This window comes from Parcubacteria group bacterium, from assembly GCA_041660065.1.
In the GTDB taxonomy this organism is placed as follows: domain Bacteria; phylum Patescibacteriota; class Minisyncoccia; order Moranbacterales.
This window is the reverse complement of record JBAZXC010000007.1, coordinates 21101-46976: the sequence shown is the minus strand read 5'-3', so window position 1 is coordinate 46976 and position 25876 is coordinate 21101. Positions and strand designations below refer to the sequence as shown.

Here is a 25876-nt window from a genome sequence, read left to right as displayed (position 1 = left end):
GCATGTGGGGGTTGTGTGGGTGTACCATGTGGGATCTCCGTCGTTTTGGTAGAGGATGGCCATTTCCATGGTGTTGAATGCTGTGCCGACGTAGATCTGGAGGGTGATGTCTTCTGAGAAGTTGAGAGATTCTCCTGGGACGCCTACGTCTATAGCTACTCTGCTGGTGGGTTGTTCATCTCGCACTGCTTGTGTAACGTTTTGTGCTGTGAATTGTTGGAAATTGAAACTGCCGTCACCGGTGATTTGAGTGTTTTGTGGGAGCTCCATTTGAAAGGTGCCATCTTGTACTGTGACGTTTACTGTTGTGGTTGCTTGTGCGGTATCGGTGATGGAGCCGTTGTCTATGGTGATGTAGCCGTCTGTGACTGCATCCGATATTTTATCTGTATCCGGATCTTGAATTATGATCTCTTCTTGCAATGTGGTGAATGAAAGCTCGTCCCCATAAATAGTTCCCGCTGAGTTTGTTGCTTTCGCCCTTACGTAGTAAGTTGTGTTTGATGTGAGATTTGTTATCTGGCAACTATATGCGCCAATACTGCCTGTACCTGCAGAACATTCTTGTGCGCCCGTGTAGTTGTTGCTTGTAGTTGTATATTGAATTGCTCGCGTTGGATTTTCATTACCAGTTGATATGACTGTGGCATGTGCAGTCACTTGATCTTGTGAAATATCAGTTACTTGTTGTGTAGTTGCTCCTGGCATATCGATTGCCGCATATGAAATGGAAACGTCAGAAAGTATTGGGGTATTTTGCCCATCCATAGAACTGAGAGATACTTTGTATTGCACATATTGATCATTTGATTGATCTCTTTGTGTGTCATCAATCATTTCACCACCCATAGGATCAGTAAAATATGTGATTGAATTGCATAATCCACTCACGCCATCATCTGGTCCACACCAATTGCTCCAGCTCACACCGTTTGGCGATGTACGAATTTGGAATGCAATATCCGTATTTTGTGAAAAAACCTCAGTCCATTGAAGATCAGTGACAGTAATGCGATTTGATTGAGTATTAAATATATTTGAGGTAAGCTCTTGGATAGATGGAATGTAATGATAATTAAATGTAATATCATGTAAGATTGGCGTCACGACAGTATCTGTTGTAGAAAAATTCACACGATATTGTATATACCGATTACCAGAAAACGCACTGATATCCCCTCCGTTTACAATATTAGTCTGCCAAACCGTCCATGTTTCGTCCGGCATTATTGTGTTACCTGCACGCACATCTATTGTGATCGCTTGACCATTTAATGTTGTATTATATGCAAGTTCTGTAAATTGCGGATTTTGATTTGTATCAAGAACATCAGAGACATATGTACCTACACTTGGATATGCCGTTGACAAACCTGGAGAAGTACTGCCACTTGGAATCGTGCCAGAAAATGCATTGTATATCAACGTAATGATGCCAAATTCACCTTGAGGATACCCATTATTAGGGCTCGTTGCATCAATTAATCCATTATTAGTTATTGTCGCACTTGTTAAAACAATTTTTCCCCCAGCTCCATTGCCACCCATTTTACCAAAAACCCCTCCATTAGATGAGCCTCCCTTGGCAGTAAGCGTGCCTGTATTAGATATGACAATATTTTGATTTGAATTAATATATACCGTCCCGCCTCCGCCTCCGCCAAGGCTTCCAGATGTTGTGCCACCTCCACCGCCACCTCCTGCGGATTTTCCGCCCTGTTTGATAGCGCCTCCCGCCCCGCCTCCAGTCAATGATGCCCCTCCAGCACGATTGTATGTGCCACCATTGCCACCGCCTCCACCTCCGCCACACCAAAATTGTCCACACGCATAAACTTCATTGCCTCCCGCGAGATCCAAAACACCATCAATAGTAACATCTCCGGTAGCCTTAATTACCAAAGCATTTGAGCCGATCACTTTTACTATGGCTCCGGCAGAAATATCAAATGTTGTATAGTTGTATGTATTTGCCGTTAGGACACACGTACCCGTTGTACAAGCATAGCTACCATCGGATCCAGTACCTCCATCAATTGAGATCTCCTGTTGTAATTGTAAATTGGCATCCGTGCCCGACCCATAAATCGCCACACCAGAAAAAGCACCTGAACTGAAATCCAAGTCGCTTGTTTTTTCTATTATTGCAGAAACATCAGCAGAACTTAGCTCACTGCCGGATATGAGGTTACCATTTTTTGTACTATATTTTGTCCATCCCACACGATTAGTCTCATGCACAGCAACATCACCAGACTGTCCTCCACTCCAGTCTGTTTGTATAAATGTGTAATCAGCACTTTGTACAGTGCGTATTGTATAATAGATGCCTCCAACCACAACAAGAATTGCGATAACTGTAAGAAGTCTTTTATATTTTTTATTCATATTTTTATTTTTTATCCCGTTAAATTTGTTTTGCAACTATTTAACTAGGTTTATTTTTATTTTCTTCGAAAAAAAATCTCTTTGGTCTTGCGCCAGTTTTGCCATTCGACTCCACACACATCATGAGCAAACAATCATTTATGCTATGTGCAGATCATTGCCTCTAATTGTTGTTTTTATTATACCACACAGCACAATATTTGTATAAAAAAATATACTCCACGCAACATGGGCGTGGAGTATATTTTATCAGCAAATCTACTTGTCTAATTTGTCTACTGGTCTAGATGTCTATTCATCTAAACCTACACCTCGATCACTACAGGCAACACCATTGGACGGCGCTGTGTTTTTTGAAAGAGGTATTCACCGACACGATCGCGAATCTCATTTTCCACCTGTCGCCAATCCATTTTTGTGTCTTTGCTTGTGGATTTTTGGATCACCTTTTTGACATGCACTTTGGTTTCATTTACGAGATCAAAGTTATCTTTTACATAGATGAATCCACGCGATGTGATCTGCATATTACCTACCACTTCTTTTGTCTTGCTATCCACCAGCACCGTGATCACATACATACCATCCTCAGAAAGCATCTGTCGATCACGCAACACAACATGCCCGATATCACCGACACCCAGTCCATCGATAAAGATGTAACTTGCATCAGCCTTTTCCTTACGGATCCGTGACCCCTTCTTGCTAAACTCAATGATACTTCCATTATCAAGAATCGCGATCCTTTTTTCAGAGAATCCTACTTCCACAGCACGATTTGCCGCTTCTTTGAGCATAAAATAATTTGCATAGATCGGAATAAAATATTGCGGTTTGACCATTTTGATCACAGATTGAATGTCTTTTGCTGTCGCATGACCGCCCATGTGAATATCCATAATGTCAGAATGGATCACATGATCACATTTCCGATAGAGATTATCCTTGAGTCGCTGAATAGATCGTTCATTGCCGGGAATGATCGACGATGAAAACACGATCGTATCTGATTTTTTCAATTTGATAAATCGATGATTTCCGGTAACGATTCGATTCAAGACAGCATTGTGCTCTCCTTGTGCGCCCGTACACAGAACGATCACTTTATGGTCGGGATAACGCTCGATCTCATTGATCGGGATAAGGAGATCCTTGTGCACTTTGAGATAGCCCAGTTGCTGTGCCACTTCAACATTTGTACGCATAGAATACCCATCCAATGCCACCTTGCGACCAATTTTTTCCGCATATTGCAATAATAATTTGATCCTCTTGATCTGTGATGCAAATGTACCAATGATCATGCGACCCTTTGACTCGCGCACAAGCTGTTCCAAATTACCCTGCACGATCTTCTCACTGTGTGATTCTGTTTTGATCGAACCCAGACTCTCCAGCATCAAAATACGCGGTTCAGGAAATTTGCTCAATTGCTCATATGAAATAATCCCTCCTTCAACAGGATCATGACTGATCGTCCAATCACCCAAATGGATCGGCGTACCCACAGGCGTCACAAGAGCAACGCCCATCGAATCCATGATCGAGTGCTCCACTTCAAAGAAATTTGCCACAAATTCTCCAAGACGAATTTTTCGATCGATGTTTTTTACACTGATCGTACGGACCTTTTCCGCAGATCCCGGATCATAATCTTCCATTTTTTTCTTGATAAGTGCCAAGGTGAGATCGCGTGCGATCACCGGCGGGTATCCCAATTGTTTGAGTACGATCGGTGCAGCACCGATATGATCCAAATGACCATGTGTAAAGATCACGCCACGAATATTGCGTTCTTTCCCCTTGAGATAATTAGCGTTTGGTACGATATAATCCACGCCCGGCATATCCTCCTCCGGAAATTGCATGCCCATATCCACGATCACGATATCTTTCCCATATTCAAACACCACCATGTTGCGACCCACTTCTTCCTGTCCACCAAGTGGAATGATGCGTAATGTGTCATTTTCGATTTTTGGGACATGCGTGTTCTTTCTTTCTCCATTATTTTGTGTCGACGACACAATTCTCTCTGCATTTGTTTTTGGTCCTCCCTGCATACGATTCATCCGTTTTTTCTTCTGCTTTTTCACAGGAGTTTTATCATTGTTCTGCTCTGCAGTCTTTTTAAATTGTGTTTTCTTGTATGTACCTTTCTTCTTTGCGGAAGAGGTACGCACTTTTTCTACATTTTTTTGCGCTGTACGATTTACCACAGCATGGCCAACGCTCGCTTGTCTGCGCGCGCTACTTTTTTGATGAGGGTTTTCTTTTTGTCCTTGACCCCCTTGTTCATTGTTCATCATATAAATTTTTTATAAAGTTTCCTTGACATGATCACGAACCATATGTGTGTTTCACATCGCAGAATTGATTATTATTGTAATAGATTATTATTTTCATTGGTTACAAAACCAAAAAACTACAGTAACTGTACGTGTGTATAATAAAAAGTCCCATTTCTGCACACAAAGAAAGATCGCTTTTTATCGATCATGCGTTAACTCTTAACATGATCGGCAAGTAGTAATTCAGTCTTTCATTATAGCACGTTTTGCAAATAAATGCAAGTACCATGACTATCCCTCGCGTACCATACCTGTTTTCAAAATGTTTAGACAGCGAATATCAGCCCAAGGCTTTTTTCAGATCTTCTACCATATCTACCGGCGTAGGATCCTGCCCATATGCCAAAGCGAGATAGTACGAGATCCAATCTCCCAATGCAATTGTCGCGAAAATACGATACAAAGTGTCCCCTTCGGGAATATCAATAATCTCCGACTTTACACCTTTTTTTTTCAAAAATCGCGCCGTCACATCATATCGCAACAGATTGCGCGGATGATCTTTCTTATCACGTAGCATGAGTATATAAAATTGTGCCTGTGGATTTGTAAATCCGACAAACTCATTGTGATTCAATTCCGGAAAATAATTCCAAAAAGCCGGCACCTTGCTGTTTTCATTGATCTTGATCTTCCAGATCATTGCCAACGCTTTGAACTTTGTCGACGCATATATAACAGGTGTCTTTCCCACCAGACGCTTGGCAATTTTTTTTCCATTTTGCTCAATTTTCACGATCTCATCATGCAGTTTTTGCACCGCCGTATCAACCAACACTGCTTCTTTGGGCAATTTTCCCGCATTGACAAGCAATTGCACAAGCACTGAAATAAAATACCCCGTCGCCATCCGTGGCTGGAAATCGGCATACGGCATCGGTAATTTGATGTGTGGCACACCATGCTTTTTACACATTTTCTCCAGCGTCCCTCCTGCAGAGATGCCAATGCACGGCAATTTATTCTTTAGCACTTCCCCAAAAGATGCAATTGTTTCCTCTGTGTTTCCGGAGTGTGAACAGATGATATTCAAGCAATCATTATATGCCTCTGGTGGCAATTTATAAAATCGATTTTGATAAACAGCCAACCGCTTGTATTCCTTGTGACGATTGAAAAGGCTGTTGATATAAATACGCAAAACATTCGCCGGCCATGCACTTCCGCCCATGCCGGAAATCATCACTGCGGAAAAATCATTCTTAATGACAACGCCCTTCCCCAAGGCAAACCCTTCTGCGAATTGATCCGCACTTGATAAGATCACACGTCGTAAATTACTGCGATCGACATTTTTGTTCTTTTGCATAACTTTTTAAAAATTTATTTTTTTATACGTTTTTCTTTCACAAACCATTTATGTACATTTGTATACCGATCATACGACACGTTGACCTTGTGCACGTTGACCCCCTTGATCTTGTCACTGTGCATAAAAGAAATACGTGGCGCAAAAAGAAACACTGCCGGCACTTCTTTTTGCAATGCCTCCTGTTCCGCTGTGTAATGTGAATTTTGCTCATTGATATCTTTTGTTTTTGCAAAATTATCCAATGCTTCGTCCATATTTTTATCCGAAAAAAGTGCGTAGTTCATTCCGGGATCATTTTTTTCCCGTGAATGCCACAATGGCAATAGATCCGGTTCAAAGCGCATCTGATGTGCATATAGAATCGCATCATAATCTCGTGGTTGTATAATATTTTTTTCGAGATCATCTTTTTCGTGTTCTTGAATATTCACCTCTGCACCAACTTCCCGCCACTGTTCTTTCAATAATTCCGCTGTAAGAGATGACTGCGGCTGATTTGCACTAATATGTACTGTGATGCTCAAGCGGGTGCCGTCTTTTGCGCGAATGCCATCATCACCCTTTTTCCATCCCTTTTCTTCCAAAAGAACATTTGCTCCCTCACGATCAAATCCCGTTTGCTGTTTATCCGCATTGTATCCGACAACGCCCTCCGCAAAAGGTGATCGCCGCATATCAGCGTCCTCACCGAAAACATCTCCAATGATCACCTCGCGATCAGTTGCGCGCGACAATGCTTCACGCACCTCATCATATGCCAGAGGCACACTCTTCGTTTGATTAAAAAATACTGCAAAATAGTGCGGGAGTTCGATCGACTCTTTTTTTGCATTACTTTGCAAAAAATCAACATGCTCTTTTTTGTCAACGATAATGCCAGATACTTTCCCGTCATGATACGCGATGACAGCTTCATCGCGCGTTGCATAAAAATTGACCGTGAATCTCGTAATATATGGCTCACCGTCATAATATGACTTATTTGCACGAAGAATATATGAGGATATACCGTTATCATCAACATCATAATCAACAAATTCATACGGACCTGTTCCGATCGGTTTTTGATTGAATTCCGACAATTGAAACTGCTCCGGACTGATATTTTCCCAGATATGTTTTGGCAATATGCCTATATTTAAATTATGTAAGAACATGCTATTTGGTTCAGAGAGAACAAATTTTACCGTGAAATCATCAACCTTCTCCACATCCACATTTTGCCACAAGAGACGGGTCTCATTACTGACACCGACAGCTCCGTATGCAATATCCTGTGCGACACTTGTGGTATATATGACATCATCCGCCGTAAACGGCTGATGATCATGCCACTGTACGTTTTTTTTAAGGTAAATCGTATATTCCCTTGCATCATCACTGACATCAAAACGCTCAACAAGATCCGGTTGTAAAATACCATCTTCATTATAATCAAACAACCGACTAAAAATCAACTGTGACAAACTTCTATCCGTCGAGGAAGAATGTGCAAGAAGAGGATTGATATACCGCGGTTGACCAACAAAAGCCTCAATATACTGTCCGCCATACGTCGGCACGGGTACAGTAAAATAGCGATATAGCGAGATGCCCCACCATATGACACTTCCGATAATTATCGCCATCAAGAAAACAATGATGATTTTGTTTCTCAGGGAAAAACTCCTTGTGAGATGAAACAAATATCGCGGCGACAGAATTGTGACAAAAGAAAAGTATTTTATAAACGGATATTACACATTAAAACACCACTGCCCAATGCAGACATTATTCACTACCCGATCATGCCGGAAAGCAATGCAATGCCCAGAAACGCTACTGCCAGAACAACCGTTGAGCGAACCAAGAATTTTTCAAAACCTCTTTTTGTATGATAAGAACCGCTAAAATCACCGGCAACCACACCCAATCCCTCCCCCTTATTTTGCATAAGGATTGCAACAATGAGCAAAACGGAAATTATGACCTGTATGATCAACAATGCATTCATGAAATATACTTAAATAATTCTTATCCCATGCTACTACAGGAACAAAAAAAAGTCAAAGATATTTGTCGCGATTACGCACTGAATATTCAACCCTCTATTGTGCCGTATTTGTCCAAAAATAAACACTCTATGCGTAAATTTGCGATAATTTTGAAAATCTATACCTTTACATATTCTACAAAATATGCTATGAATATATCATTATCATACGGTGGCATACCTTAAAAAATACTTCCAAAAAAGGAGATCCTATATGCTTACCTGTTCATTTTGCGGAAAAAATGAAGATGCTGTCGAAAGAATTGTCACACGTTCTCAAAAACCGCATGTACATGAAGATGTGCAACAATTCGTCCACAACGGCGTAAGTGTCCTACTTTCGGTTTCAGTCCCCTCTCCCTGCATTTGCAATGAGTGCATAGATTCTATCAATACAACACTCGGCAAATGCATGGACAGCGTCATCATACTGGACATGTACAAAACATGGATAAATCCATAAAGAAGTGGCAAAGCCACATCATTAAAAAGGAGAATGCTCTTCTCCTTTTTTATTTACAGTCAAAAAACAAAAGAAGCAGGTTGCAAACCTGCTCTTGCAAATGTGGAATACCTTTTCCACGTTATCAAAACTAACGTTTTGCCCACTGAGGAGCACGTCGTGCCTTGCGAAGTCCCGGTTTTTTACGTTCAACTACACGTGCGTCACGTGTCAAAAATCCTTGTGCACGCAATACGGACCGCAGCGCATCATCATATTTTACCAAAGCACGTGCAATCCCTAGGCGTGCCGCATCCGCCTGACCCGATAAACCGCCACCTTTTACAACAACAGAGACAGAGCACTTTTCATACAAGCCGGTAACTTTTAATGCACCAAGAAATGATTCTTTTTGTGTATTTGTCATGAAGTATCGATCGAAAACTTTGCCATTCACCACCAAACCGGCGTTATCAACACCCACTTTATCGCAATATACGCGCACCTGTGCAACTGCAGCTTTTCTACGGCCAACGGCAAAATGATATACACCATCAAAAAACGTGTTTTTTGCCTCTTTTTCTTGTTTCTTCGTCACCATAAAATATTATTTCGAAAAATTACGTTTCTTTACTACGCATGTGTCACATCAATTTTTTCTGCGTATTCGCCATCGTTATAAATAAAAAGCCTCTTTTGCATCTGACTCCCCAATTTATTTTTTGGCAACATCCCAAAAACAGATCGTCGAATGATCTCTGTGGCATTTTTTTCTCGCAGTTCTCCCGCTGTCTTTTCTGTAATACCACCAGCATACCCGCTGAAATCAAAATATACTTTCTTCTTTTCCTTATTGCCTGTCAATGCAACGTTCTGCGCATTGATCACAACGACAGCATCTCCACCGTCGATGTGTGGAGCATAATCCACTTTGTCCTTGCCCATCAAAACGCGCGCAATTTTTGTTGATAATCGCCCCAGCACTTTGTTATTTGCGTCAAATAGATGATATTGCCGTTCCATGTTTTTGATTCAATCTTTAAAAAATACGATTTACTTTGCACTTTCTTTTACTTGCTTTTTCTCCGTGACTGTTTCTTTCTTTTTTGCTGTTTTTTTAGTCAAATCAACCAATTCGATCACTGCCACATGTGCACTATCGCTTTTGCGTGGCGCAAGTTTGATGACTCGTGCATATCCGCTCACACGCGCGTCAAATTTTTCCATATGACCCATGAGAGCTACGATCGCCTCTTGCGAAATGCTGCCGCTTAATTTACGTGTAATCTCCATACGCGAATCCACAGCACGCTTTGCTTTTGTGATAATCTTATCAATAGCATCTTTTGTTTCTTTTGCCTTTGCCTCTGTCGTTTCTATCCGCCCATGGATCAATAAACTACTCAAAAGTGAATGCATAAGAGCTTTTCTTTGCGAACGCACGCGTCCAAATTGTCTTCCGGTTTTTCGGTGTTTCATGACTCTATAATTAACCTATTTATTCTTCGATCACCGCCTGCGTATTGCCGGACGATAAAACGCTAAACTGTTCCACGAGAATATCAACGGCATGATCAAAGGCTTCTTGTGGTGTAATACTTCCATCTGTTACAATTTCCAGCGTCACTTTTTCATAATCCGTTCTTTTTCCGACACGCATATTCTCCACATTGTAATTTACCCGTTTTACCGGTGTATATACAGCATCGATCATAATGGCACCTACTTCTCGTTCATCAGCGCTATGCTGATCCGATGGTACATACCCGATACCCTTTTCAACTGCAAGCTCTATTTCAAGACTCGCTTTTTTGTCTGTTAGTGTTGCAATATGCTGTGTGCCATCCACCACTTCAAGTCCCGAAGATGTTTCAATATCCGCCGCAGTCACAGAACATTCTCCCTTCGCCTTTATTGTTGCGGTCATTTTTTCATCGCCATGCATATGAAAGCGCACGTGTTTGAGATTCAAAATGATCTGGACGACATCTTCCAATACACCATCAATCGCCGAAAATTCGTGCGATACACCCTTGATCTTTATGGAAGTAATCGCTGCACCCTCGATAGAAGACAGGAGAACGCGTCTGATTGCATTGCCAAGCGTCGTGCCATACCCAGGAAAACATGCGGGAATTTCTATTGTTCCCGTATTGTTTTTTCCTTCAGTATATTGTGATGCTTGTGGTACTGAAATGATTGACATATCTTTTTTTTAGCAAATTAATAAAAAGGTAAAAAAATTATTTGGAATAAAACTCAACGATCACCTGCACATTGATATTTGCATCAAAATCATCTTTCTTTGGCAATGCAACAACCTTTCCCACTGCCTTCTTTGCATCCAATGAGAGCCATCGTGAAACGTTTTTCTTGTTTGTAATATATTGTTCTTGATTTTTGAAATATCCGTTGTCTTTTTTTGTCGGATTGATTGTGATCTCATCACCAACCTTCACTTCATAGGATGGAATTGATACTTTCTTTCCGTTTACACAGATCATCGCATGATTGACAATTTGTCGCGCCTGCGGTCGTGTATTTGCAAAACCAAGACGATACACCACATTATCCAATCGTTGTTCCAAACGTGCAAGTAGCAATTCACCAGTCACACCTGGACGGTTTTTGACATCTTCATAGTGTTTGCGAAATTGTTTTTCCAATATACCATAGATATACTTCGCCTTTTGCTTCATGAGAAGCTGTCGTCCAAATTCGCTTTTGTTACGAGAAAAACTCTTTCCGTGCACTCCCGGTGCATAGTTTTTTCGCGCCAAAATACGATCATATTTCTCTGATCCATAAATATTCTCACCAAATCGACGACATATTTTTGCTTTTGATCCTCTATATCGGGCCATATCCTTGTATACTGTTTAAATTAAATATATGTTATAAAAATATCATTACACGCGACGCGGTTTGCGACGTCGACTGCCATTGTGTGCTACCGGCGTAAGATCTTTGATCAGTGTGATCTCAAAACCTTTTGCTGCAAAAGCACGAATTGCCGCATCACGACCTCCGCCAACACCTTTGACAAAGATCTGCAATTCTTTCATATTATTTTTTTGGATCTTTTCCACAACAGCATTGACGATTTGCGACGCTGCATACGGTGTGGATTTTTTTGCACCTTTGAAGCCCAGTGATCCTGCACTTGACCATCCCAACACAGCACCATTGAGGTCCGTAACTGTGATGATCGTATTGTTGTATGTGGACTGCACATGCGCCTGTCCTTTACGGATCTGTCGCGCACCACTCTTTTTTCGTCCGCCTACAGTTGGCACAACATCTTTCTCTGCGACGGCTTCTGTAGCAACATTCGTAGTCGATGCTCCTGCGACATGGCGTTTATCTTTTGTTGTCTTCATTTCATCACTCATGACTCTGTAATAATATAAATATAAAACCTTGTTTTTGATAAAAAATCACTATACGCATACTGCGTAAGCACGTTTATGTTTTCGATGCCGAAGATGCACGACCGCTTCCCATCGTCACACGCTTATTGCCACGCACTGTACGATTATTTGTTTTTGTCCGTTGTCCTCGCACAGGCAATCCGCGTTGATGTCGTGTACCGCGATAACAATTGATCTCTTTAAGCCGGCGAATATTCATTTTTCTCTCATGACGCAATTCTCCTTCTACACTGTACTGTTTTTCGATCACATCACGCAATCGATTTGAGTCTTTTTCAGAAACATCTTTTGTGCGGGTTGTTGGATCAATACCAAGCTCTGTAAGAATTTTTCTACTCGTAACGATACCAATGCCAAAAACATACGTCAATGACACATCGATACATTTTTCATCCGGTATATTTACGCCTGCGATACGAATCATAATATAAAAACCTCTAAAAATTACCCTTGTCGTTGTTTGTGTTTTGGGTTGACACAAATAACATACACGCGTCCGCGACGACGGACAACTTTACACTGCTTGCACATTTTTTTTGCTGATGCACGAACCTTCATCTTTTTCAAACTTAACAAATTTACAACCTCTGGGTTATACGACCTTTTGACAGGTCGTATGGACTCATCTCCACCAAAACACGATCTCCCGGAAGCAAGCGAATGTAATGCACACGCATGCGTCCCGATATATGTGCCAACACTTCGTGTCCATTATCCAACTTCACACGAAACATGGTACTCGGCAATGTTTCAATTATAATGCCTTCCAGCTTGATCGTATCCTTTTTCGCCATATTTTACGTAATATATTCTAAAAACATTTATAACAACAAAAAACAAGAGGGTATTATTCCGCACAATCTCATTCCTAAATCGTGACTATATACAACTGGAAAACCTCTTCGTGCTTATTGGTATAATATTTTCTCGAACATGTAGTATCCATACTACCAAACATCCAAAAATTGTCAAGAGCATTTCATTTTTGTCATTTTTCCTGCACGGATTGCATCCCTGACGGTTCGATCGATATTTGTGTCATGAAGCCAAAACGTGAGATTCTTTCTGCCAAAAACTGCGGTGCGCCGGGCACAACGCTCTTGATCGTGATCTTTTCAATGGTCTTTGCATATTTTTCCTTGATGATCGGTAATATCTCATCATGCTTTTTCCCAATAATGTCATTTTTGAAATCTTTTGCAGAAACATGTGCAACCATCGTGGCACTACCACGTGCACTAAATTTTATCATGTTATTTTCTTGATCCAATTTTACATCATTGAACGACAGTTGCATTTTTATGTCCTCTATGCCCACACCTTCCGGTATGGAAACACTTTTTGCAAGAATGGCAACCACATCTTCCTGTACGAAGACAATCGCTTGCACGTGTGCAACGACTTCGTACATGAATTGCTCTCCCATTGTTTTCGCACTTACACTTGATTCTGATCGAGAAATGGTCGACATAACCGCCTCTGGTAATAATATTTCACTTTCCGGACGGATCATTGTAGATAATTGTTCTTGCACATACTGCGACATCCCCGCCTCCATATCTTTTTGTGCGCGAGCAATATCGTCCTCACTGACCAATGCGACACCGTTTCCTCCTGTGCCACCGCCTGTCATCGCATGGTCGCTTATCGCATAAAATTTTTCCTTTTTCGGACCACTGCTAAACCCCGGTATAGAAAAACGTGTTGGACCAACATTGCCTTCCGTCCCCGCCTTGTCTGCCATAACCAATGCTTCCACCGTACCCGGTGATCCTTCTTTCATACCCGGCACAGTTGTTGTTTTTACCAAACGAAATAATATTCCATCCGACGACAAAAACCTCGTACTTGCCACAAGTTGCTGTGGCTGATCATCATACGCATTGTAAATAGTAATCGTTCCTTGCGCTTTCTGTGCACTCACGTCACCGCTACCTGTTGCATTAAAACTTTTTGTAAATGTGATATCCCGTTCGATCATACGCGCGGGGACAATACGACGATCACTGTCAAATACCATTTGATCCGTACGAGCAGTAACCTCTACCGTATCGTCAATAACAATATCTTTTGGCGTAACTGAGATCGATGTCTTCGGCAAGATCACCACCATTATAATAATCAAGATAAGGATAACACCACCCCACAATAAACTCTTCACCAAATATCGTGCAGGGCTGGACACATTGATCATATCCGAGCCACCTATTTTTTCCTTAGCATAAAATGATCTTTTTATCTGCATTGGGTGGTTATGTTTTGACGTATGATATTGTTGTGTATCATCAGATGCATAACTATTTTTTTGCGCAACAAGCTGTGGTGACGCGGCAATTTGCACGCGTGATTGTTTCAAAGCGCGCTCATATTGCACAATTTCATCATCAAGACGATCATGATCACTTTGTGTAAATGTGTTATGCTCTTGTGCTATGTGTTTTTTTTGTGTCGCTGTAGTATACATGCGATCACGTTGCGCAACAGTCTGTCCTCTGCCGTCGTGCATAACCCTCCGCTCGTCGATGCTATTCCTTTTTTTTACAGACATTTGTGCCGGATATCCGTAGACTTCATCTTGTGTGCGATCACCATTTTTTTGTTGTGCGAGCGTATCGGCACGCACAATTCGTTGCGAGGAATTCATAACCGTCGGTTGCCCGCTATCACGCCTCTCCACGGATTCATATTTCATTTGCGTATCACCGATATCAGCAGATACGAACGGCTCTCGTGCAAAAAAAACATCCGAGCCGATGCCTTTTTGCTTTCTCTTTTCTCTTATGTCACTATTCTGCACATGTTGCGATATATCACTCCTCTGTGATTTCACCGTTGGCGGTTGTTGTGCAACTGCGATCTCATCTTCCACAGAAAATGGTTGCGCACCAATTCCCGCACGTTGTGCAAAAGTAATACCCCCTTCATCTTGTGTAACAATGACAATTTTTTTGTGCATTTTTTGTGCTTCTTGCGCCAGGAGCTTCAAATTTACCACACTTTGCAAAATTACTGCTCGCTGTGGCACGACCAGTACGATGTTATTACTACGTGCATAACGAAGATGATCGATCACGGTTGTGATCTCCTCGTCAGCATCAACGATAATTTTCTTCTGTCCAACATCATTAGGCATAAATTTGTCGTTTATTTCTGCACATCGCGCATCGCGCGCTGAAGGATCTGTGAAATCGCCTTTTCTTTTGTGGATGTTTCCACAACGAGATTTGCCAGTGCCATCGGCGTAACATCTTGCGGATTATCCAACTCCCCCGTTTGATCGATTATATTGATCACATCCTTTGGCTGTAAAAAGTTTACGCGCGGTTTTTTGGTGAATGGCAATTTTTTTGCCCATTCTTCACTCAGAAGCACTTGTCCGATTTCCGGTAACGCACTGCCTCCCCCACACAGATAGATATTTGCCGGCAACAGATCTTTTTCCGCGAATTCCATCAGTGACAACTCCACGCCACCCAACCACACTTTGCTATCTTGAAGTAATATTCTCGCAAATTGTTCAGAAACGTTCTGGGGCAGTTTACCATACGCATACTTCATCTTCAATACCTCAGCCTCCTCATAAGGTATACGGAGCATTTGTGCCAACCGTTTTGAAAAAGCACGTCCTCCCAAAGCAAACATCTTTGTCCCCTCCAACCCGCCATTGCGCACAACGGCAATGTCAGTCGTACCCCCACCAATATCAATAAAAATTCCATTGAAGTCCAAAATGTCCTCATACCCGACAGATGCGGAAACAGCATATGGCTCTGCCGCCACACGGATCAATTCCAAGCCTAATTCCTCCGCAATCGTATCAACCGCCCCCAAATGCATCATCGGTGCATACGCATTGAATACGCTGATTGACAAACTCTTGCCCTGAAAATTCAATGGGTTTGTCACACGATAACCATCGATACGCACATCAACAATTGCCGCATTGATCAATTTTACATCCGTAGAACGTCCAATTTCCCATTCCATCTGCTCTTTGATGCGCTCAAACGTTTTCCATTGCACGCGCTGAATGATCTCTTTAAGCTCCGGCAATTCAATGCGCACATATGGATTGGCACGTTCATAATGTACTGTCGTTGTCGTTCCTTTGACCAACTCTCCCGCAACACCCATAACTGCCGGCGACACATCTTTTATGTTTGCTTTTTTCTTGGCTTGATCGATCGCTTTTTGACATGTTTTGATCACACCGCCAATATCCGAAATTGCACCACTCTGCATGTTGCCACGATCTTGTTTTTCTCGTCCCACACCGATCACGATACCTTTTTTCTCTTTTTTATCCAACGTAAAAACAAGCGCCTTTACAACCTCCGTGCCGATATCCAGCGCGAGATAATAATTTTTATCCATTTTCAATTGTGCGATTTTGCCAAATAAACCCATGAAGATATTTTACTTTTTCACCACAAACGTCTGTGAACGCTCCTCTATTATATCATACAGCAATAAACCCTCTTGTGCACCGTAATAATCGATAACAGCATCACTGTTTGCACTCCCCCATTGCATACATTTTTCCACTGAAAAACCCTGCAAAAACCCTGCAAAAAAACCACTCGCAAAAGCATCTCCCGCACCCGTTGCATCACACACCTTTTTTTCAATCACTTCCGTATGCACGATATATTCTCCGTTATACGCCCACGCGCCATTGCGTCCATCCGTCAATACAACCACACCATTGTCACTCTTCATATGCTGTTTGATCGTGTGAGTGAGAAACGTTTCATCGTGCTGATCATCCACATTATGCGGCAAATTAAATTGTGCCACAATGTCTCGTGCCTCTGAACGATTCACAAAAACAACATATGCATGGTGGATGAGATCCAAAACAACATCGGTATCATGTGCAATATTACTGCCTCCGGGATTATATGCCAACTTTACCGACTGTTCCACCAGAGCGCGATGTACAACACGCATATTTTCTTGAATATGTTCACCATACAAAGAGCCCATATAACACCACTGCTCACCGGAAATATCCTGTGCGTTGATCACAAGTTTTTCCCCCACGTCACGATTGACAAAGATCGTTCGTTCTCCTATGGTGCTATCCACCAAAATCATCGACAAATCAGTTTTGGCATCATCGACAGTACGGATCTTTTCTGTAAAAACACGCGCATTTTTCAAAAACTCCGTGATCCATCGCCCCTCCGCATCATTGCCGACATTGCCGCACGCTGAAGCAGAGATCCCCAAGCGTGACAATCCCACCGACACATTGCATGCACAACCTCCCAATGCGCTAAAACGGTCTTCCACATGGATTTTGCTTCCATAGGCAAAACGAAACCATTTTGCCTGCGTATCAGAGCAATGTGCGTCATGTGGCAACTGCGTCGGATCAATGGGGAAAAAAATATCTTTTCCCATACTGCCGATGCAGAGAACTTTCTGTTGATCGTGCATCATATTTTTTTATAGTTGTTCTTCAATTGTCAATAAGCGATTATATTTACACAATCGCTCACCGCGAGAAAGCGACCCCGTCTTGATAAAATCCGCACCAGCACCCACTGAAAGATCCGCAATAAAATCATCAACCGTTTCCCCGCTACGATGCGATACGATCACGCGCATATTATTCTTTTGCGCGAGCGCAATACATTGCAACGTTTCTGATACCGTACCGATCTGATTTGGTTTGATGAGTACGGCATTGCAGGATTTTTCATCGATCGCCCGTTGCAATCGCTTTGTATTGGTTACGAGCAAGTCATCACCGATAAGCATAATGCGCTCATTGAATTTTTCGTACATCTCATGCCACCCTGTCCAGTCATACTCCGTCAAACCATCCTCAATGCTAAACACATGATCGTTGGCGACCCATTCATCATAGCGTGCGAGAAGTTGCTCTTTGGTGAGTGACTCATCCTCCAGTTCAAATTTATATTGTTTGCAATCCTGACAATAAAAAGAATTTGCCGCGGCATCGATCGCGATACTGATTTGGGTACCCATCGCATACCCCGCTTTTTCTGCAGCATTTTTGATCTCCACAAGCGGTGCATGATTGCTTTCCAGGCGCGGTGCAAAGCCACCCTCATCTCCAACTCCTGTAGATAATTTTTTTTCAGAAAGATTTTTTTGCAATGCATGAAAAATCTCCGCGCCCGCACGATATTGCTCTTTGAACGTCTTGATGCCACGTGGCACGACCTTGTACTCCTGGATCGACAAGCCACTGTCTGCATGTTTGCCACCGTTGATCACATTGAACATCGGCACAGGCATCCGCACAGTTTTTCCACCATGGATCTGTGTAATATATTTGTATAATGGTTGTCCAACGGCGATTGCACCGGCACGACACACAGCAAGTGACACGCTAAGAATTGCATTTGCACCCAAGCGCGCCTTGTTTTCCGTGCCGTCAAGCGCGATCATCGCCTCATCGATCGCCAATTGCTCCTGTACATCCATACCAACGATCTTTCCCGCAATCTCTCCATTTACATGCTCCACCGCTTTCAACACGCCTTTACCATCAAAACGCCTTGCATCTCCATCGCGCAATTCCAGCGCTTCAAATTCACCAGTTGATGCCCCGCTTGGTACTTGTGACCATGCTTTTGTCCCATCCTCAAGGTGGACTTCCGCCTCAACCGTCGGATTACCACGAGAATCCAAGATCTCCCGCGCCATAATTTTTGTAATTTTTGTCATTGTTTTTTTTATTTTATTATTTTCAATTTATATGAACCTCGTTATTTTATAGTACCATAATTACAAAAATGATTCCAAAAATCAAATCACTAAAATATTTTTCTCTCATTTTATCATTGTACCATTCATTCAAAACCTGCCTGCCGCCTGCCTGCCGGTAGGCAGGGTAGGCAAGGTTCAGAATTTTAAATTCAAAATTCTTGATCATCTATTTCATCAATACATCAATCCCTGGCATTTCCTCACCGCCCAAGTACACAAGCGTTGCACCACCACCCGTAGACACAAAAGAGAATTTTTCTATCAATCCGCTTTCCTCTGCCATTTGCACACTCTCTCCACCACCGATCAAACTGTATGCTTCCGTATTTGCAGTAATCTGCTCGATAAGTGCAAGCGTGCCTTTTTTGTATTCGTCATCCTCGATCTTCCCCATCGGTCCGTTCCATACGATCGTTCGTGCAGTAGCGATCTCCTGACAAAATCGCTCGATCGTCTGTGGACCAATGTCATAAAATTGATCCATAAAATCGACAGGAAATATGACATTATCCCCCAGCACCAACTTTTGCTCTTGCGCTTCAACAGCAGTGCGACCCCCGACGAGAACTTTATCGTATTTTTTTGCCAATTCGTTGATCACGGGAATTTTTGTTTCGATCTTTGCACCACCGATGATCGCCACTGCCGGATGCTGCGGATCATTTTTTACCTTTTCCAAATTGTCCAGTTCTTTCTGCAACCACAAGCCGGCATACGCATCAAGACACCGTGTGATCGCATGCACGGACGCATGCTTCCTGTGACTCACAGCAAATGCTTCATTGACATAGATATCAAATGGCGCGCACAATGCCGATGCAAATGACGCATCATCAGTCTCCTCCTCTGCATAAAAACGGACATTCTCCAAAAGCAAAATTGTGCCAGGATCAGTTGCGGTAAGAGCATCAACGACTTTTTCACCGATGCAGTCTGACACAAAAACGATCTTCCGCCCCAAAATGCGCTCTGCATCATCCGCAATATTTTGCACAGAATTATCCGGATCATCTTTTGCATCCGGACGTCCGAAGTGTGTCAAAAGCGCCACATGCGTTGCTCCACTGCGCAAAAGATGTTCGATCGTCTCTTGCGCCGCACGCAGTTTATATGAAGACTTCACGTCCTTTGTGTCATCGATCGATATATTGAAATCCACGCGCACAATTACGTTTTTCCCTTGGACATCGGCATCTTGTATTTTTTTGATATTCATAATTATTTGTATTTTTACACTATATATTATTTATTCCATAAATTATCCTTTGCCGATAATACCGATGATCAGACCGAGGATTGCCATTACTGCTGTGAAGATCCATGCTCGCATCGTGATTTTTGGCTCCGGCCATCCCATCGCTTCAAAATGATGGTGGATTGGCGCCGCAAGAAAGATCTTCCGTTTGAAAAACTTTTTTGACGTCATTTGCATAAGTGCGCTTCCTGATTCCAAAACATACACAAAAACAATGATAAAAAGAACAACGACAGAATTGGTTAACAATGCCACAACACCAAGCGTTGCACCAAGACTGATTGCACCGGTATCCCCCATAAAAAATCGTGCCGGATACACATTGAACCAAAGAAATGCCAGAAGCGCGCCCGTAATCGCAGCACAAAATGATGCCAGATCAACTTTGTTGTGCAAAAAAGCGATCATTGTAAAGGTGGCAAATGCCATCATCAGGATCCCGCCATTCAGTCCGTCCAGTCCGTCCGTTTCATTGGAAGAAAAAGCGGCAAAGATAATGATAAATATAAAAAGTGGCACATACCACAGACCGATGTTAAAATCTCCCATTGCCGGGATATGGATCATATCCCATCCAAGTTTGTAGTAAAACCACCATGCACCCATCCCCGCAATAACGAAAAGCCATCCAAACCGTGCGGCAAAACGCATGCCACCGCCTTTGTTGCCACCCCATCCGCGCACGCTCATTATATCATCAAAAAGTCCCAAAATACCGGTTGCCACAAGTGCAAAAAGTGGAAGATATGTCTGCTTGCGTGATAAAAAATCCAATCGTTCCAGAAACGCACTATCTACAAGATGTGCAATCATCGGAAAGATATATTGTGACGCAAAAATAAAAAGGAGAACGGTCACCCACACGATCACGCCACCCATCGTTGGCGTGCCTGACTTATTGGCATGTAAAACATTGATATATTGCAACGTCTCTCCTTGCACGCCATGTTCTTTGATCTTGATCCCCAGTTTGTATTTATACAAAAAGTGCGTCCAGATCGGCGTAATCAAAAACGCAAAAACGAAAGCAATGATCCCGGTCAGCATGACCTTGATCACATCTTGTATTTCCGGTTCCGCGTAAATCCAATCGATCATAATAACTGATTTAATATAAATGTTATTTTTATATAAGCGATTATTGAAAGCAAACTTCTGTCATCCTGAACTTGTTTCAGGACCTCACGCTTATGCTATATATAGATACTGAAACAAGTTCAGTATGACATGAGAATTAAATGGTCTCATATATGATTATTATACCACATACATACTTACTGCCACGTATAATTGGCAAATGCCCACGCACTCATCATCTCCACATCATCAAAACGATGGTAATCATCCAAAACAACCGTAACCACATGATGTTTGCCAGACGGATCCGATGCCGCAAGAGCAAGACAATATCCGGCACGTGGCGTAAAACCCGTTTTTGCGCCGACAAGATTTGACATCCCTCCGATCAAACGATCGGTATTTTTTAACTCATGCGTCACACTGCCATCCACAGAAGAAAATGTCGTTTCATCCGTACGCATGATCTCCCATAATACATCATATTTGTCATGTTGCAACAAATGCGCCATCACACGCGCAATATCATATGCACTGGAATAGCAGGATTCCTCGTTGACGTCCAGCTCCAATCCCGACGGACGACAAAAATGCGTATTCCCCGCACCCAGTTCCTTCATGCGCGCATTCATCAAAATGGCAAATTCTTCTTCACTGCCGGCGACATGCATACCCAAAACCGTTGCCGCATCATTTGCACTATACATGAGCATTGCTGACAACAAATCTTTGATCCGCACCTTTTCCCCCGGATACAACCGTGGTGAATTGCAGATCACGGATGTCGGACACCCCACCTTCGTCCCCTCAATACCCATGACGCTTTCCGGAATTGTCACGACTTCATTCAGATCACGCATGCGATCGATCACAACCATTGCCGTCACGAGTTTTGTGATCGACGCAAGAGACCTTTTTTCTGTTGCATTTTTTTGCCACAAGATCGTCCCCGACTCTGCGTCGAGTACGATTGCCGCATGTGCATTTTCCACAGCCAGATCTTGTGCATTTTTGTTTTTTATCGGCTGGTAAATGACGCGTGCCGTTGCATCATTTTGCTTTGCTAAAATTTCTTGCACACGCTGTTGTTTTTCTTGTTGTATTTTCGGATCACTCTGCACAATCACTTTTTCCGTATGATCAGCAACCGGTTGCATATAGATCTGATGCACATACACGCTCACACTCACCAAAAAACCAAAAAACACCAATATCGCGATCGGATATGTGGCAAAGATCTCCCGTTGTTTTTTCGTCAATTTTTCTATCATGAAATCATTACACAAAACATACCCTCTCCATTATGCTTCCTGCGTACCGCTTTGCTCGCTGTAAAGAATCGCATCGATCCGCTTGTCTGTTGATAATTCGATAAATTCCGGCAGATCCTCCACAGTTGCAATCCCGAGAATGCGCAAAAAGTCCATCGTCACCTGATACCGCTGTGCACGCCGTCCCTCATCAACACGCACGTGTTCGATCAGACCGCGCCGTACCAGATTGCGCAACGTAAACGAACAATTCACACCGCGAATCGCCTCAATATCCACCTTGCCGATCGGACCGCGATACGCAATGATCGACAATACCTCCATCGCGACAGGCGTCAGCGGACCTTCGATTTCCTTTTTTGTGATCTGTTCGATCATGTCAGCGACTGCAGGATGTGTGACCATCTGCACATGATCGTCTTTGATCATGATCTGCAACCCACCGTCGCGCGATGCATAAATTTCTTGCAATTTTAATACCTGCTCCTTGACCGCATCTTCCGTGCCTTCCACGAGTTCCGCAATGCGTGCAAAACTCACATCCTTGCCATACATAAAGAGAATTGCTTCGATCATCGCGATCATTTGTCCTTCGTTTTTGCTCATATATAAAAATCATTTACGAGTTAATCGTTTTTTCATTTTTCAAAATAATATCATCAAAAAGCCCCTTCTGTCTGACAATGATGATCCTTTGCTTGACGAGCTCAAGCAGTGCCAAAAATGACACAACTACTTCCGCGCGATCTTTGGCGTTCGCCGTCAATTCTGAAAAAGCCATCTCGGCACGCTCTTGCACGCTCTTTTGGATCGACATGATCCGCCGTTCCAGCGTGATCACATCGCTCATGATCTTTTCTTCCAACGCTTCCAATCGCGGGATCGTATGCAGAGATGACAGAAACGCCCCACGCAGATCCTGCACAGTGATGCCTTCCGGCGGACAAAAAAATGCTTCTTGTCCCCAGATGCCTTTGTTCCCGTAAGCGCTTCGCGCCTGCACAAAAAATTGCGTGAATTTTTCACTATGATCCTTGAACACTTTGAGCGCCGCAAGTTGCTTTTCCAGTTCTTGCAAATCGTCTTCCTCATCATCATCCAATTTGAGAAGTGGCAAAAGCGCTTGCGATTTGATGAGAATCAATTTCGCCGCAACGGTCAAAAAATCCGCCAAATTGTGCAGAGAGATGATTTCTTTCTTGCCGATATAGTCAAGATATTGATCTGTGATACGCGCAAGTGACACACGCGTGATATCCACCCGCTCTTTCTCGATCAAGTCTAAAAGAAGATCCAACGGACCTTCAAACTGCTCTGTTTTTACCTGATAAGTCATGGAAATATTATAGCACAAACCCAAAAATTGTGAATTTAAGGCGCTGTTATGTTCTTTTTCAAAAAAACCAATCAGTTTCACGTCATTGCGCCTGTCCGCCTTTGGCGGGAGGAGCGAAACGAAATATAGCAACGAAGCAATGACATAAAGCTTATGACACCCGACACTACTATACTTGCGCAGTATAGTAGTGCGTGCAACGCATACATTAATTTTTTTATATAAAAAAGACCCCGCGAAATTTTTTAGATTTTACGGGGTCAAAGTCTCAAAGAGCCAAAGGATCTTGGCTCTAAGAATCAGAGGGAATCGCGGGAGAAGACCTGAGAGCCATCATCCCACTCATCCGGATCATCGACGGAGTAGGCACGCACGCCCCACCCATCGTCATACCAGCGACAGCGGACCGCACAAAGGTCACCTTTGTCATCGCGAATAAAGAAAATATTCGCAGAGCCGTTGGTACGTAAAGATCCACTCTCACCGTTTCCCTGTTTTTCCAGCATAAAAAACATTTCATACAGGGTGGTTTCAAGCTTGTCATCACGATCAAGCTCTTCACGGATTTGTTTGCTTGTCAATCTTCTCAATAACTTACAACCGTACACTATGGATGATGCACATGGCTTTTCTTTCTTGGACAGAAAGTTATTCTCAAAATTTGCCCCAAGACCAGATATTTTTACCTTTGCATCATCACGGGTATTCACCACAAATTTTTCTTTTGCGATGAACGGCTCAGACGAAGCGGGTATTTCTACACCAACGTCGGCACAGTAAAACCACGCTTCAAGTGGCGCGAGACCGAGCAATTTACGAATTGCATCGCGATCAACCAAATGCATATTCCCATCGCGAATATCCGTCAGCAAGCCCGATTCGAGAATGTCTTGCACTTTTTTTGACGGCAAGTTTTCAAAAATGGCAATGAACTTTTTCAATTGCCTCACTGTCATTGTTTCAACGGGTTTTAGGGTTGCTTTTTTCATCGCAAGTCCTCCTTGTGTGGTCGCATGATACGCGGCACAATAAAAAGTTTCGCTGTTTTGACTCCACCGCAACGCCTCCCTTCCGGCAGACAAGGTTTTGCCACAGCCAAAAATTGCCTTCAAAATCAACAAAATGAAGCCTCTTTTGGCTGTAGCAAACAATAAGTTGTAAAATGACTATAGTTGAATATTATACACCTAAATTACCATTTTGTCAAGATTTTTTTCAAGAAAGCAAGTTTGAAAATCTCATTTTTGCTGAAAATACATCATCATTCTACTATTTTTCCACATACGATCATTTTGTCATTCCCGTAAAGTTTGTCCTCGAAAAATCGGAATGGGAATGCCGATACTAGATTCCCGCCCTGCCTACCGGCAGGCAGGCTTCGCGGGAATGACAAAGGGTTTTCACGCTCGCAATTTGAACAATCTTTCACATTTTTACGTCTACCCTTCCACCGATCTAAAAAATCCACCCTTCTGCCTTTTTTCTATATATTGTAAAAACACACGTATGGTGCTACAGTGAGGGCACAATATCGTTGTTTAACATTTACAACAACTTCAAAAAAGGAGGAGGCGATGAAACCGCAATCATTTTCGATAGGCATTAATGCCGTTGTGGAGCGATGTACAGAGGAACTTAATCGTCTCCTACGCATCGTGAGACCGAAAGAGTCAGATCAAACGTGGGCGTATTGGCAGTCACTGCGAAAACATGGCTACATCATCACGTGTCATGATGACTCAAAAGGTGCTGTGATCATAGGCGTGATCGTTGTCACTCCCATTAAAACGAAATTCGAACATCTCTATCACATACATCTCTTGTCCATAGACACAACGTATGAAACTTCTGTCAAAAAGATGATTCGAAACAATCTCATACGCGTCTGCGCCGAGACAGTTGAAAAAGTAGATTGGGATCAGGTTCCTCTCACTCACTATTACAAGGATATCTGTGGAAATGATATGAGAACTGCTTTGGAGGTTCTTGCACAAGAGTGTAAAGAGCCTGAGATCTTACTCGAAGCATCATCCATCGTCCTCGCGCTCGCGACAGGTAAACACGTCGACAAGGACTATGTCAACACCATTCTACAACAAGCAGAGGGTGCCCTGCGAGAAATTTCTGATACGGAGCACATCCCAACATTACGAGAGATCGTATACGGTGCATACGATCGTGCCACAGTCATTCTTCAGCACCATCAATAAAAAAATCTCCCACGTTCTTTTAAAAAA

At 42.7% G+C, this 25876-nt stretch carries 26 protein-coding genes; 2 read left to right on the top strand and 24 right to left on the bottom strand.

Annotated features, from left to right (window positions below; translation table 11 throughout):
- From WC819_06190 to secG, 5 genes are all read right to left on the bottom strand, one after another.
- Positions 1 to 2388, bottom strand: a 2388-nt coding sequence (locus tag WC819_06190) for a hypothetical protein (protein ID MFA5986906.1), incomplete at its 3' end; no start/stop codon positions are given.
- 305 nt (positions 2389 to 2693) lie between these two features.
- Entirely contained in the window at positions 2694 to 4697 is a 2004-nt protein-coding gene (locus tag WC819_06185) for a ribonuclease J (protein MFA5986905.1), read from the bottom strand.
- Positions 4698 to 5019: 322 nt separating this feature from the next.
- Complete coding sequence (locus tag WC819_06180) at positions 5020 to 6048, bottom strand: bifunctional phosphoglucose/phosphomannose isomerase (GenBank protein ID MFA5986904.1); 1029 nt, start codon at positions 6046 to 6048, stop codon at positions 5020 to 5022.
- A gap of 14 nt (positions 6049 to 6062) precedes the next feature.
- A complete protein-coding gene (locus WC819_06175) occupies positions 6063 to 7679 on the bottom strand; it encodes a peptide ABC transporter substrate-binding protein (protein MFA5986903.1) in 1617 nt (538 codons plus the stop codon).
- Positions 7680 to 7828: 149 nt separating this feature from the next.
- On the bottom strand, positions 7829 to 8044 hold the full coding sequence (secG, locus tag WC819_06170; protein MFA5986902.1) for a preprotein translocase subunit SecG: 216 nt from the start codon (positions 8042 to 8044) through the stop codon (positions 7829 to 7831).
- Between the two features lie 253 nt (positions 8045 to 8297).
- On the opposite strand from secG, the gene WC819_06165 reads away from it, so the two are divergent.
- Entirely contained in the window at positions 8298 to 8546 is a 249-nt protein-coding gene (locus WC819_06165) for a hypothetical protein (GenBank protein ID MFA5986901.1), read from the top strand.
- 130 nt (positions 8547 to 8676) lie between these two features.
- On the opposite strand, the gene rpsI is transcribed toward WC819_06165, so the two are convergent.
- From rpsI to WC819_06070, 19 genes are all read right to left on the bottom strand, one after another.
- On the bottom strand, positions 8677 to 9126 hold the full coding sequence (rpsI, locus tag WC819_06160; protein ID MFA5986900.1) for a 30S ribosomal protein S9: 450 nt from the start codon (positions 9124 to 9126) through the stop codon (positions 8677 to 8679).
- 32 nt (positions 9127 to 9158) lie between these two features.
- Positions 9159 to 9548: a 50S ribosomal protein L13 gene (rplM, locus tag WC819_06155; GenBank protein ID MFA5986899.1), complete on the bottom strand. Its 390-nt coding sequence runs from the start codon at positions 9546 to 9548 to the stop codon at positions 9159 to 9161.
- A gap of 30 nt (positions 9549 to 9578) precedes the next feature.
- Positions 9579 to 10004, bottom strand: a complete 426-nt coding sequence (gene rplQ / locus WC819_06150; protein MFA5986898.1) for a 50S ribosomal protein L17 — start codon at positions 10002 to 10004, stop codon at positions 9579 to 9581.
- A 19-nt stretch (positions 10005 to 10023) separates the two neighbouring features.
- Complete coding sequence (locus WC819_06145; GenBank protein ID MFA5986897.1) at positions 10024 to 10731, bottom strand: DNA-directed RNA polymerase subunit alpha; 708 nt, start codon at positions 10729 to 10731, stop codon at positions 10024 to 10026.
- Between the two features lie 37 nt (positions 10732 to 10768).
- Positions 10769 to 11389, bottom strand: a complete 621-nt coding sequence (gene rpsD / locus WC819_06140) for a 30S ribosomal protein S4 (GenBank protein MFA5986896.1) — start codon at positions 11387 to 11389, stop codon at positions 10769 to 10771.
- A gap of 45 nt (positions 11390 to 11434) precedes the next feature.
- The gene (rpsK, locus tag WC819_06135) at positions 11435 to 11917 is read right to left on the bottom strand and encodes a 30S ribosomal protein S11 (GenBank protein MFA5986895.1); all 483 of its coding nucleotides are present in this window, start codon (positions 11915 to 11917) and stop codon (positions 11435 to 11437) included.
- A gap of 73 nt (positions 11918 to 11990) precedes the next feature.
- A complete protein-coding gene (gene rpsM, locus WC819_06130) occupies positions 11991 to 12380 on the bottom strand; it encodes a 30S ribosomal protein S13 (protein ID MFA5986894.1) in 390 nt (129 codons plus the stop codon).
- 20 nt (positions 12381 to 12400) lie between these two features.
- Positions 12401 to 12514 (bottom strand): 50S ribosomal protein L36, encoded by a 114-nt coding sequence (rpmJ, locus tag WC819_06125; GenBank protein ID MFA5986893.1) that lies wholly within the window; start codon positions 12512 to 12514, stop codon positions 12401 to 12403.
- A 20-nt stretch (positions 12515 to 12534) separates the two neighbouring features.
- On the bottom strand, positions 12535 to 12750 hold the full coding sequence (infA, locus tag WC819_06120) for a translation initiation factor IF-1 (GenBank protein ID MFA5986892.1): 216 nt from the start codon (positions 12748 to 12750) through the stop codon (positions 12535 to 12537).
- 194 nt (positions 12751 to 12944) lie between these two features.
- Positions 12945 to 15089 carry a hypothetical protein gene (locus WC819_06115; protein MFA5986891.1) on the bottom strand — a complete coding sequence of 715 codons (2145 nt, stop codon included), beginning with the start codon at positions 15087 to 15089 and terminating at the stop codon, positions 12945 to 12947.
- An 11-nt stretch (positions 15090 to 15100) separates the two neighbouring features.
- Positions 15101 to 16363, bottom strand: coding sequence for a cell division FtsA domain-containing protein (locus WC819_06110; GenBank protein MFA5986890.1), 1263 nt, complete (start codon positions 16361 to 16363; stop codon positions 15101 to 15103).
- Positions 16364 to 16372: 9 nt separating this feature from the next.
- Positions 16373 to 17401, bottom strand: coding sequence for a carbohydrate kinase family protein (locus tag WC819_06105; GenBank protein ID MFA5986889.1), 1029 nt, complete (start codon positions 17399 to 17401; stop codon positions 16373 to 16375).
- 6 nt (positions 17402 to 17407) lie between these two features.
- Positions 17408 to 18658, bottom strand: coding sequence for a phosphopyruvate hydratase (eno, locus tag WC819_06100; GenBank protein MFA5986888.1), 1251 nt, complete (start codon positions 18656 to 18658; stop codon positions 17408 to 17410).
- 208 nt (positions 18659 to 18866) lie between these two features.
- Entirely contained in the window at positions 18867 to 19916 is a 1050-nt protein-coding gene (locus WC819_06095) for a phosphoglycerate kinase (GenBank protein MFA5986887.1), read from the bottom strand.
- Between the two features lie 42 nt (positions 19917 to 19958).
- Positions 19959 to 21053, bottom strand: coding sequence for a hypothetical protein (locus tag WC819_06090; protein ID MFA5986886.1), 1095 nt, complete (start codon positions 21051 to 21053; stop codon positions 19959 to 19961).
- 176 nt (positions 21054 to 21229) lie between these two features.
- Complete coding sequence (locus WC819_06085; GenBank protein MFA5986885.1) at positions 21230 to 22303, bottom strand: serine hydrolase; 1074 nt, start codon at positions 22301 to 22303, stop codon at positions 21230 to 21232.
- A gap of 30 nt (positions 22304 to 22333) precedes the next feature.
- Positions 22334 to 22909 (bottom strand): SMC-Scp complex subunit ScpB, encoded by a 576-nt coding sequence (scpB, locus tag WC819_06080; protein MFA5986884.1) that lies wholly within the window; start codon positions 22907 to 22909, stop codon positions 22334 to 22336.
- Between the two features lie 13 nt (positions 22910 to 22922).
- The gene (locus WC819_06075; protein MFA5986883.1) at positions 22923 to 23771 is read right to left on the bottom strand and encodes a segregation/condensation protein A; all 849 of its coding nucleotides are present in this window, start codon (positions 23769 to 23771) and stop codon (positions 22923 to 22925) included.
- Positions 23772 to 23938: 167 nt separating this feature from the next.
- Positions 23939 to 24760: a hypothetical protein gene (locus tag WC819_06070; GenBank protein MFA5986882.1), complete on the bottom strand. Its 822-nt coding sequence runs from the start codon at positions 24758 to 24760 to the stop codon at positions 23939 to 23941.
- A 453-nt stretch (positions 24761 to 25213) separates the two neighbouring features.
- On the opposite strand from WC819_06070, the gene WC819_06065 reads away from it, so the two are divergent.
- A complete protein-coding gene (locus tag WC819_06065) occupies positions 25214 to 25849 on the top strand; it encodes a hypothetical protein (protein ID MFA5986881.1) in 636 nt (211 codons plus the stop codon).
- Positions 25850 to 25876: the final 27 nt, after the last annotated feature.

Coding starts and splice junctions, on each gene's coding strand:
- WC819_06185 (MFA5986905.1), bottom strand. CDS start 4,697: ATGATGAACAATGAACAAGGGGGTCAAGGACAAAAAGAAAACCCTCAT.
- WC819_06180 (MFA5986904.1), bottom strand. CDS start 6,048: ATGCAAAAGAACAAAAATGTCGATCGCAGTAATTTACGACGTGTGATC.
- WC819_06175 (MFA5986903.1), bottom strand. CDS start 7,679: ATGGCGATAATTATCGGAAGTGTCATATGGTGGGGCATCTCGCTATAT.
- secG (MFA5986902.1), bottom strand. CDS start 8,044: ATGAATGCATTGTTGATCATACAGGTCATAATTTCCGTTTTGCTCATT.
- WC819_06165 (MFA5986901.1), top strand. CDS start 8,298: ATGCTTACCTGTTCATTTTGCGGAAAAAATGAAGATGCTGTCGAAAGA.
- rpsI (MFA5986900.1), bottom strand. CDS start 9,126: ATGGTGACGAAGAAACAAGAAAAAGAGGCAAAAAACACGTTTTTTGAT.
- rplM (MFA5986899.1), bottom strand. CDS start 9,548: ATGGAACGGCAATATCATCTATTTGACGCAAATAACAAAGTGCTGGGG.
- rplQ (MFA5986898.1), bottom strand. CDS start 10,004: ATGAAACACCGAAAAACCGGAAGACAATTTGGACGCGTGCGTTCGCAA.
- WC819_06145 (MFA5986897.1), bottom strand. CDS start 10,731: ATGTCAATCATTTCAGTACCACAAGCATCACAATATACTGAAGGAAAA.
- rpsD (MFA5986896.1), bottom strand. CDS start 11,389: ATGGCCCGATATAGAGGATCAAAAGCAAAAATATGTCGTCGATTTGGT.
- rpsK (MFA5986895.1), bottom strand. CDS start 11,917: ATGAGTGATGAAATGAAGACAACAAAAGATAAACGCCATGTCGCAGGA.
- rpsM (MFA5986894.1), bottom strand. CDS start 12,380: ATGATTCGTATCGCAGGCGTAAATATACCGGATGAAAAATGTATCGAT.
- rpmJ (MFA5986893.1), bottom strand. CDS start 12,514: ATGAAGGTTCGTGCATCAGCAAAAAAAATGTGCAAGCAGTGTAAAGTT.
- infA (MFA5986892.1), bottom strand. CDS start 12,750: ATGGCGAAAAAGGATACGATCAAGCTGGAAGGCATTATAATTGAAACA.
- WC819_06115 (MFA5986891.1), bottom strand. CDS start 15,089: ATGCCTAATGATGTTGGACAGAAGAAAATTATCGTTGATGCTGACGAG.
- WC819_06110 (MFA5986890.1), bottom strand. CDS start 16,363: ATGGGTTTATTTGGCAAAATCGCACAATTGAAAATGGATAAAAATTAT.
- WC819_06105 (MFA5986889.1), bottom strand. CDS start 17,401: ATGATGCACGATCAACAGAAAGTTCTCTGCATCGGCAGTATGGGAAAA.
- eno (MFA5986888.1), bottom strand. CDS start 18,658: ATGACAAAAATTACAAAAATTATGGCGCGGGAGATCTTGGATTCTCGT.
- WC819_06095 (MFA5986887.1), bottom strand. CDS start 19,916: ATGAATATCAAAAAAATACAAGATGCCGATGTCCAAGGGAAAAACGTA.
- WC819_06090 (MFA5986886.1), bottom strand. CDS start 21,053: ATGATCGATTGGATTTACGCGGAACCGGAAATACAAGATGTGATCAAG.
- WC819_06085 (MFA5986885.1), bottom strand. CDS start 22,303: ATGATAGAAAAATTGACGAAAAAACAACGGGAGATCTTTGCCACATAT.
- scpB (MFA5986884.1), bottom strand. CDS start 22,909: ATGAGCAAAAACGAAGGACAAATGATCGCGATGATCGAAGCAATTCTC.
- WC819_06065 (MFA5986881.1), top strand. CDS start 25,214: ATGAAACCGCAATCATTTTCGATAGGCATTAATGCCGTTGTGGAGCGA.